9 protein-coding genes are annotated in these 9,237 nt (G+C 67.8%); all 9 read left to right on the top strand.

Going from position 1 to position 9,237, the window contains the following annotated elements; genetic code table 11:
* The first annotated feature begins 94 nt into the window (after positions 1-94).
* Positions 95-2,236, top strand: coding sequence for an excinuclease ABC subunit UvrB (gene uvrB / locus CF8_RS10775; RefSeq protein WP_010833151.1), 2,142 nt, complete (start codon positions 95-97; stop codon positions 2,234-2,236).
* A 19-nt stretch (positions 2,237-2,255) separates the two neighbouring features.
* Positions 2,256-2,804 (top strand): hemerythrin domain-containing protein, encoded by a 549-nt coding sequence (locus tag CF8_RS10770; RefSeq protein ID WP_010833150.1) that lies wholly within the window; start codon positions 2,256-2,258, stop codon positions 2,802-2,804.
* Positions 2,805-2,917: 113 nt separating this feature from the next.
* Positions 2,918-3,691, top strand: a complete 774-nt coding sequence (locus tag CF8_RS10765) for an MlaE family ABC transporter permease (RefSeq protein WP_010833149.1) — start codon at positions 2,918-2,920, stop codon at positions 3,689-3,691.
* A 16-nt stretch (positions 3,692-3,707) separates the two neighbouring features.
* On the top strand, positions 3,708-4,535 hold the full coding sequence (locus tag CF8_RS10760) for an MlaE family ABC transporter permease (RefSeq protein WP_010833148.1): 828 nt from the start codon (positions 3,708-3,710) through the stop codon (positions 4,533-4,535).
* A gap of 5 nt (positions 4,536-4,540) precedes the next feature.
* Complete coding sequence (locus CF8_RS10755) at positions 4,541-5,680, top strand: MCE family protein (RefSeq protein ID WP_010833147.1); 1,140 nt, start codon at positions 4,541-4,543, stop codon at positions 5,678-5,680.
* Positions 5,677-6,747 (top strand): MCE family protein, encoded by a 1,071-nt coding sequence (locus tag CF8_RS10750; protein ID WP_010833146.1) that lies wholly within the window; start codon positions 5,677-5,679, stop codon positions 6,745-6,747. Before CF8_RS10755 ends, CF8_RS10750 begins: the two co-directional genes overlap by 4 nt.
* The gene (locus CF8_RS10745) at positions 6,747-7,721 is read left to right on the top strand and encodes an MCE family protein (RefSeq protein WP_036490746.1); all 975 of its coding nucleotides are present in this window, start codon (positions 6,747-6,749) and stop codon (positions 7,719-7,721) included. Before CF8_RS10750 ends, CF8_RS10745 begins: the two co-directional genes overlap by 1 nt.
* A gap of 7 nt (positions 7,722-7,728) precedes the next feature.
* On the top strand, positions 7,729-8,910 hold the full coding sequence (locus CF8_RS10740; RefSeq protein WP_010833144.1) for an MCE family protein: 1,182 nt from the start codon (positions 7,729-7,731) through the stop codon (positions 8,908-8,910).
* Positions 8,907-9,237: MlaD family protein (locus CF8_RS20925; protein WP_156887325.1), on the top strand; the 331-nt coding region annotated here is incomplete at its 3' end. The genes CF8_RS10740 and CF8_RS20925, both read left to right, overlap by 4 nt.

The following is a 9,237-nucleotide window of genomic DNA, read 5'->3' as shown; positions in this document are numbered from 1 at the left end:
GACCTGTCACCCCGACCCGTGAGCCGCAAGATCTAGCCACGGTCCGGCTACGGCGCGGGACTCCGTTGTCGGTGCCCACCCGTAGGCTCGAGACATGCGTCCAGTGACAGATCTCGAGCGCCGCGTGGCCCCGTTCAAAGTCGTCTCCGACTACACCCCGTCCGGCGACCAGCCGACCGCGATCGCGGAGATCACCGAGCGTGTCCGCGGCGGCGAGCAGGACATCGTCCTGCTCGGTGCCACCGGCACCGGCAAGACCGCGACCGTCGCCTGGGTGGCCGAGCAGCTGCAGCGACCGATGCTCGTGCTGCAGCCCAACAAGACGCTGGCTGCGCAGTTCGCCAACGAGCTGCGGATGCTGTTCCCGGACAATGCGGTCGAGTACTTCGTCAGCTACTACGACTACTACCAGCCCGAGGCCTACGTCCCCCAGACCGACACCTACATCGAGAAGGACTCCTCGATCAACGAGGAGGTCGAGCGGCTGCGGCACAGCGCGACCAACTCGCTGCTGACGCGACGCGACGTGATCGTGGTCAGCACGGTGTCGTGCATCTACGGCCTCGGGACCCCGCAGGAATACGTCGACCGGATGCTCCGGCTCCGGGTGGGCGAGGAGCACGATCGCGACTCGATCCTGCGCCGGCTCGTCGAGATCCAGTACACCCGCAACGACATGACCTTCACCCGTGGCACGTTCCGGGTCCGTGGCGACACCCTCGAGATCTTCCCGGTCTACGAGGAGCTCGCGGTGCGCATCGAGTTCTTCGGCGACGAGGTCGAGCGGCTGATGACGCTGCACCCGATCACCGGCGAGGTCATCACCGAGGACCAGGAGCTGCACATCTTCCCGGCGACCCACTACGTCGCCGGGCCCGAGCGCATGGAGCGCGCGATCAAGGGCATCGAGCTCGAGCTCGAGGACCAGCTCGCCACCTTCGAGCGGCAGGGCAAGCTGCTCGAGGCCCAGCGATTGCGGATGCGCACGACCTACGACGTCGAGATGATGCGCCAGGTGGGGTCGTGCTCGGGCATCGAGAACTACTCGATGCACATGGACGGCCGCAGCCGCGGCTCGGCGCCAAACACGCTGCTCGACTACTTCCCCGAGGACTTCGTGCTCGTCGTCGACGAGTCCCACGTCGCGGTCCCGCAGATCGGCGGGATGTACGAAGGCGACATGTCGCGCAAGCGCAACCTCGTCGACCACGGCTTTCGGCTGCCGAGCGCCATGGACAACCGGCCACTGAAGTTCGAGGAGTTCCTCGATCGCATCGGCCAGACGATCTACCTGTCGGCGACGCCCGGCAACTACGAGCTCGACAAGGTCGGCGGCAAGGCCAACACCGTCGAGCAGATCATCCGCCCGACCGGACTGATCGACCCCGAGGTCGTGATCAAGCCGACGAAGGGCCAGATCGACGACCTGATCCACGAGATCCGCACCCGCTCGGAGAAGTCCGAACGCGTCCTGGTCACCACGCTGACCAAGAAGATGTCCGAGGACCTCACCGACTACCTCCTCGACGCCGGCATCCGCACCCGCTACCTCCACTCCGAGGTCGACACCCTGCGCCGCATCGAGCTGCTCAAGGAGCTGCGGATGGGCGAGTACGACGTGCTCGTCGGCATCAACCTCCTCCGCGAGGGCCTCGACCTGCCCGAGGTGTCGCTCGTGTCGATCCTCGACGCAGACAAGGAGGGCTTCCTGCGCTCCGACAAGTCGCTGATCCAGACGATTGGTCGCGCGGCGCGCAACGTGTCGGGCCAGGTGCACATGTATGCCGACAAGATCACGCCCTCGATGGAGATGGCGATCGACGAGACCAACCGCCGCCGCGCGATCCAGGTCGCCTACAACACCGAGCGCGGCATCGACCCGCAGCCGCTGCGCAAGAAGATCGCCGACATCACCGAGATGCTCGCCCGCGAGGACGAGAACACCCAGGAGCTGCTCCAGACGTGGGCCGACGCCGGCGTCAAGGGTCGCGCCGGGGGAGTCAAGCCGGGCGGCAAGGCCGCGGTGGCCCCGACGCCGGCGCTGTCCAAGATCAAGAACACGCTGCCCGACGCCGCCGGCATCCCCTCCAGCGACCTGGCCGAGCTGATCCAGCAGCTCACCGACCAGATGCGCGCGGCCGCGGCCGAGCTGCAGTTCGAGGTCGCCGCCCGCATCCGCGACGAGGTCAACGACCTCAAGAAGGAGCTCCGGCAAATGATGGAAGCCACCAAGTAGTTCCCGCTAGCGTCTGGCCATGACCTCATCTGCGATCGATCTCGGGCACTTCACCTCCGGCGATGTCATCGACCTCATCCTGGCCGACCACGTGCGGTTCGAGACCCTGATGCGCCAGCTGCGCGACGCGTCCTCCGACCGTGACGCCGTGCGCCGGGCGTTCTCCGAGCTGCACGTGGCGCACGCGACCGCCGAGGAGGAGATCGTCTATCCGCGGCTGCGCCGCAAGGACGCGATCACCGCGCACGAGCAGGAGCACGGCAAGGAGGAGCACGCCGAGGGCAACGAGGCGCTGCTCGCGGTGCTCGAGCTCAAGGGCACCGGCACGAAGGCCTTCGACGAGGCGGTCGACAAGCTCTGCGAGGCGGTCAACCACCACCTCGCCGAGGAGGAGCTGACCATCCTCAACCCCGCCCGCGACGAGGTCGGGCCGCGGGTCCGGGCCGAGCTCGGCCTGGCGTTCGCGAAGCGACGCAACGAGCTGATCGCGCAGGGCTGCGGGTCGCTGGCGCAGGTGCGCGCCATCGTGAAGGCCGCCGAGCGCGAGGGCCTGCTCGACGACGCATAACCCCTCTCGACGCTGCCTCGTTGACCCGACCGTCACCGAAATGCCGCCGCCTCGTTGTCCAGAACGAGAACGTGTTCTATTCTTCGTCGGTCCGGTCAGGGAGGGTGGGGTGCATGGGTTTCTCTGCGGTCTCCGTCGTCCGCGGACCCGGCGAGCTCGCGGCCATGGTCATCGAGGTCACCAAGCTCACCTTCACGACCCGTTTCCAGTTCCGGGAGTTCATCGAGCAGGCGTGGTTCATCACCAGCGTCACGCTGATGCCCACGATCCTGGTCTCGATCCCGTTCGGTGCGGTGATCTCCCTCCAGGTCGGCAACCTCACCGGCCAGCTCGGCGCCCAGTCCTTCGCCGGCGCGACCGCGGTGCTGGCCACGGTCCGCGAGGCCGCGCCGATCGCCGCCGCCCTCATCATCGCCGGGGCCGCGGGGTCTGCGATCTGCTCCGACCTGGGCGCGCGCAAGATCCGCGAGGAGATCGACGCGATGGAGGTCCTCGGCGTCAACCCGATCGAGCGCCTCGTCGTGCCGCGCGCGCTCGCCACCGTCTTCGTCAGCCTGATGATCATCGGCATCGTGATCTCCGCCGGGATCGGCGGCGGCTACTTCTTCACCGTCATCGTCCAGGGCGGGTCCGCAGGCGCGTTCTTGTCCAGCTTCACCGCCCTGGCCTCGATCACCGATCTCTACGTCGCCATGGTCAAGGCCGCGCTCTTCGGCTTCCTGGCCGCCATCGTGGGCGCGCACAAGGGGCTCAACGCCGCGGGTGGACCCAGTGGCGTCGGCCGCGCGGTCAACGAGAGCGTGATCTTGGCCTTCATGCTGCTGTTCTTCCTCAACGCGATCATCACAGCGCTGTACTTCCAGCTCGTGCCGCAGCCGGGGCTGTGATCGCGTGAGCGCAGTGATGGATGCCGGGACCGCGGTCGTCAGGACCGGACGCAACCGCCTCGAGGAGTACGGCGACCAGCTGCTCTTCTACGCCAAGGCGCTGGCGTGGACCCCGCGCGCCCTGCGCAGCTACCGACGCGAGATCTACAACACGCTGGCCGAGGTGGCGTTCGGCGCCGGCGGTCTGACCCTGATCGCGGGCACCGCCGGCGTGATCGCCTTCCTCGCCTTCTTCGCCGGCACCGAGGTCGGCATCCAGGGCTATGCGTCGCTGAGCCAGATCGGGGTCGCCAAGTTCACGGCCTTCATCTCGGCCTACTTCAACACCCGCGAGGTCGCGCCCCTGGTGTCCTCGATCGCGCTCGCGGCGACGGTCGGGTGCGGCTACACCGCGCGGCTCGGCGCGATGCGGATCTCCGAGGAGATCGACGCGCTCGAGGTGATGGGCATCCCGAGCCTGCCGTTCCTGGTGACGACCCGGATGATCGCGGCCTTCATCGCCGTCATCCCGCTCTACATCATCGCCCTGCTGTCGTCCTACCTCTCGCCGCGGCTGATCACGACGCTGATCTACAAACAGTCCGCCGGCACCTACGACCACTACTTCATCCAGTTCCTGCCACCGATCGACATGCTCTGGTCGTTCCTCAAGCTGATCATCCTGGCCGTCATGATCATCTTGATCCACTGCTACTACGGCTACACCGCCAGCGGCGGACCGGCCGGCGTCGGCATGGCCGTGGGCAAGGCGATCCGCACCTCCATCGTCACGGTCGTGGTCGCCGACTTCTTCCTGAGCTTCGCGATCTGGGGCTCCACCACCACCGTGCGGATCACGGGGTAGTCGCCGTGCTCGTCAACATCCACCACGACTCCAAGGCGGAGCACCTGCGACTGCTCGTCGCCGGCGTCGCCTACCTCACCGCGATGGCCCTGCTGATCGCGCTGTCGATCGCGATCTACCAGAAGAAGTTCATCGACGTCACCACGATCAAGGTCCAGGCAGACCGGGCAGGACTCCAGCTCGCCAAGTTCGGCGACGTCCGCATGCATGGCGCGCTGGTCGGCGACGTACGCGCCATCGAGCAGGACGGCGAGCAGGCCGTCATCACCCTCGCGCTGCGCCCGGAGGCGGCCCGCACGATCCCGGACAACGTCGAGGTGGAGATCCTGCCGACGACGCTCTTCGGGCAGAAGTACGTCTCGCTGGTGCCGCCGACGAGCAACGTGTCGCCCACGATGCTGACCGACAATGCGGTGATCCCGGCCAGCCGGGTGCGCACCAACGTCGAGATCCAGACGGTCCTGGCCAACCTGTTCCCGCTGCTGCGCGCGGTCAAGCCGGCCGACCTCAACGCCACCCTCTACGCCCTGTCGCACGCGCTGACCGGCAAGGGCGACGACCTCGGGGAGACCCTCGAGGAGCTCGACGCCTACCTCATCGAGATCAACGACCACCTGCCCCAGCTGCGCACGGACATGAAGCTGCTGGCCGAGGTCGCGCAGACCTACGAGCTGGCCGCACCCGACCTGCTGCGGCTGCTGCGCAACGCGACCGTCTCGGCGCGCACGCTCGTGCAGAAGAAGGCCGAGTTCGGCGAGACGCTGCGTGCGATCACCGGACTCTCGGTGAGCACCCGCAACACGCTCTCGGCCAACGAGCAGGCCCTGATCCAGCAGGGCCGGTACGGCGTCCCGCTGCTGTCGCTCCTCGACACCTACTCGCCGCAGCTGCCCTGCATGCTGGATGGGATCGTGCGCCAGAAGGCCAACACCCAGAACGTCTTCCAGGACGGGATCATCCACCAGACCCTCGAGCTGGGGGCGCCACAGCGCAAGTCCTACACCGCTGCCGACGCGCCGGTCTACGGCGAGGTCGGCCACGGGCCGTGGTGCCTGGGCCTGCCGGCGAACTACCAGAACCCGGCTCCCTTCCTGCCCCTCAAGGACGGCACGTCCGACGACGAGCCGGGAGGTGGGCTGGAGTGAACGCACGCAACGCCACCACCGTGGCCGCCGGCATCAAGCTGGGCATCTTCACCCTCGTCTCGATCATCTTCACCACCACGCTCGCCGTCATCATGGGCGGCATCGGGCTGGGGGACCACACCGAGTACAACGGCATCTTCGCCAGCGCCAGCGAGCTGAAGAAGGGTGACGACGTGCGCGTCGCCGGTGTCTCGGTGGGCGAGGTGACCGACGTCGAGATCTACGAGGCCAACCGGGCGCGGATCTCGTTCACGGTCAAGAGCGACGTTCCGATGACCACCGACTCGCGAGCCAGCGTCCGCTTCCTCAACCTCGTCGGCGACCGCTACCTCGCCCTCGAGCAGGGGAGTCCCGAAGCGAAGCGGCTGCCGGCGGACGGCACGCTGCCGCTCGGCCAGACCAGCCCCGCCCTCAACCTGACAGCGCTCTTCAACGGGTTCCAGCCGCTCTTCGCGGCGCTCAACCCCGAGGACGTCAACGAGCTCTCGATGAACCTCATCCAGGTGCTGCAGGGCGAGGGCGGCACCATCACCGGCCTGCTCCAGCAGACCGGCGAGCTCACCAACTCGCTGGCCGACCGCGACCAGCTGATCGGCGAGGTCATCGTCAACCTGACCACGCTGATGAAGACGGTCGACGGCCACCACCAGCAGCTCGGTGCGCTCATCACCAACCTGAAGAAGTGGACCGGCAACGTCGCCCGCGACCGGTTCACCATCGGCCGGTCGCTGGAGAACATCTCCGCGCTGTCGGTGACGCTCTCCGACCTGCTGACGCAGACGCGTCCGCTGCTCAAGAAGGACGTCGCCGAGCTGCGCCGGCTCTTCACGGTGCTGGCGCGACCGGAGAACAAGGCAATGCTCGACAAGACGCTGGAGACGCTGCCGACCATGCTGGCGCGACAGACCCGGATCGGGGTCTACGGATCCTGGTACAACTACTACCTCTGCGAGTTCACCGGCGGGATCGTGCTGCCCAGCGAGCTGGCCAAGACGCTGCCGCCGGACGTGGTCAAGCAGATCGCCCAGTTCACCATGCACTCGACCGTGGACAGGTGCGATCGCTGATGGCCCGCCACTCCGACGCCAAGATCCTGCGCCTGGGCGCCATCACCCTGGTGTGCCTGCTGGTCGTGATGGCCGCGTCCTTCAACCTGCAGAAGTTCCCCGGCTTCCGCGGCACGACCTACCACGCCGAGTTCATCGATGCGAGCGGCCTGCACGTCGGCAGCGAGGTCCAGGTCGCCGGCATCCGGGTCGGTCGCGTGCAGGACATCCGGATCGACCAGGAGAAGGTGGTTGTCGACTTCGAGGTCAAGGACGCCACCCTCGGCGACGAGTCGAAGGCCGAGGTCCAGGTGCAGAACCTCCTCGGCGAGAAGTTCCTGCACCTGACCACGATCGGCGACGACGAGCTCGACGCCGGCGGCACGATCCCGGTCGATCGCACCGACGTCACCTTCGACATCGTCGGCACCCTCGGCCAGCTGACCACGCAGACCGAGGAGACCCAGAAGAAGTCGCTCTCGGAGGCGCTCGACACCCTGGCGACGGTCATCGACCAGGCCGCCCCCGAGGTGCGGAGCAGCTTCACCGGCATCTCCCGGCTGTCGCAGACGATCGCCTCGCGCGACGAGGAGATCGGCGACCTGCTGGAGAGCTCGGCGCAGGTGACGAGCCTGCTCGACGAGCGCAAGGGCGACCTGGTGCAGCTGATGTCCAACGCCGACCTCGTGTTCGCCGAGCTGCGCAAGCGCAAGCAGGCGATCCACGACCTGCTCGTCAACGTGCGCCAGCTGGCCGACGACCTCGAGGGCCTGGTCGAGGACAACCGCGAGCAGCTCAGGCCGACCCTCGACAAGCTCGACGAGGTCCTGTCCTTCCTCCAGCAGCGCGAGGACAAGCTGCAGACCCTGCTCCACAACTACGGGCCCTACGTGAACATCCTCGGCAACATCATCGGCACCGGCCCGTGGTTCGATGCCTACGTCCCCAACATCACCGGGGTCTTCTCCGGCGAGTTCGTCCCGGGACCGAGGTGAGCTGACAGTGTTCGAGCGCATCTCTGCCAAGACACTCGGGATCGGGCTGGCCCTGGTCCTGCTGGCCGCCGCCGTCATCTCCTTCCTGCCCAGCCAGGACACGCGCACAGCCTCCCTGCACTTCTCCCGCACCGTCGCGATCTATCCCGGCTCCGAGCTGCGCGTGATGGGCGTCAAGATCGGCCAGGTCGACGCGGTGGTGCCCGAGGGCAACTCCGTGCGGCTGGACGTCACCTACGACTCCCGCTACACGCTGCCCGCCGACGCCGAGGCCGCGATCGTCACCCCGACCCTCGTCGCCGACCGCTTCGTCCAGGTCTTCCCAGTGTACGTCGATGGCGAGCCCGCCCTCGAGGACGGAGCCGACATCCCGCTCGAGCGGACCAACACCCCGATCGAGCTCGACCGGATGTACAAGGCGCTCGACGACGTCTCGCTGGCCCTGGGCCCGAAGCCCGGTCAGCAGTCCGGCCCGCTCAACAACGTCATCACCGCGGGTGCGAAGGCGCTCGAGGGCAACGGCGCGCTGGGCGGTGAGGCGATCCGCAACCTCTCCGCCGCGGTGGAGACCTTCAGCGACAACCGTGGCCCGCTCTTCGAGAACGTCCGCTCGCTGGCGTCGCTGAGCGAGACGCTCGCCGCCAACGACGCGCTCGTCAACCGCTTCATCGGCAACCTGGCCGGGGTCTCCTCCCAGCTCGAGGGGGAGCGGACCGAGCTGCGCAAGGTGCTCGTAGCACTGGCGCGCGTCCTGGGCACCGTCCGCGGGTTCGTCAAGGAGAACCGGGGCAAGCTGTCCAAGGACATCGAGCTGCTCGGGTCGGTGCTCGGGACGGTCGAGAAGGAGAAGGACGCGCTCGCGCTGGTGGCCCAGAAGGGCCCGCTGGCGATGGGCAACCTCGCCGTCGCCTTCGACCCGGTCACCGGCACCTTCGGCTCGCGCGTCAACGCGGCGCCCGCCTTCGAGGACCCGGCCGAGTTCCTGTGCGAGACCCTGAAGAACAACGCCACGATCAAGGCGCCCCAGGAGGTCTGCCAGCTGCTCACCGAGGTGCTCGGGCCGGTCCTCGGCACGCAGGGCGGCCGGAGCAAGGCCCAGCAGGCCGGCCGGCAGCCGGGGCAGCAGGGCAGCCAGGCGCCCGCCCCGACCGGCGACATCGGAGCCCTCATCGGAGGTGGCCAGGGATGACCCGACTCGCTGGACTCGTGCTCGCGCTCCTCGTCCTGATGACCGGCTGCGACTTCGACGGCGCCTACGACCTACCGCTGCCCGGCGGGCCCAACACGGTCGCCGAGGAGGACGGTTACGAGGTCACCGCCGACTTCACCGACGTGCTCAACGTCGTGCCGCGCACACCGGTGATGGTCGACGACGTCCCGGTGGGGCAGGTGCTCGAGGTCGAGCGCGATGGCTGGCACGCCGAGGTGACCATGCGGGTGCGTGAGGACGTCGACCTTCCCGGCAGCGTGGTCGCGGAGGTGCGCCAGACCAGCCTGCTGGGGGAGAAGTACATCG

Origin of the sequence: Nocardioides sp. CF8, from assembly GCF_000389985.1 — a bacterium.
Classification (GTDB): domain Bacteria; phylum Actinomycetota; class Actinomycetes; order Propionibacteriales; family Nocardioidaceae; genus Nocardioides; species Nocardioides allogilvus.
The sequence above is the reverse complement of the archived record's forward strand: the minus strand, read 5'-3'. Positions and strand labels throughout refer to the sequence as shown.

Excerpts from the sequence above, each read along its gene's own strand:
- CF8_RS10765 (WP_010833149.1), top strand. The coding sequence starts at position 2,918 with ATGGGTTTCTCTGCGGTCTCCGTCGTCCGCGGACCCGGCGAGCTCGCG.
- CF8_RS10745 (WP_036490746.1), top strand. The coding sequence starts at position 6,747 with ATGGCCCGCCACTCCGACGCCAAGATCCTGCGCCTGGGCGCCATCACC.
- CF8_RS10770 (WP_010833150.1), top strand. The coding sequence starts at position 2,256 with ATGACCTCATCTGCGATCGATCTCGGGCACTTCACCTCCGGCGATGTC.
- CF8_RS10760 (WP_010833148.1), top strand. The coding sequence starts at position 3,708 with ATGGATGCCGGGACCGCGGTCGTCAGGACCGGACGCAACCGCCTCGAG.
- uvrB (WP_010833151.1), top strand. The coding sequence starts at position 95 with ATGCGTCCAGTGACAGATCTCGAGCGCCGCGTGGCCCCGTTCAAAGTC.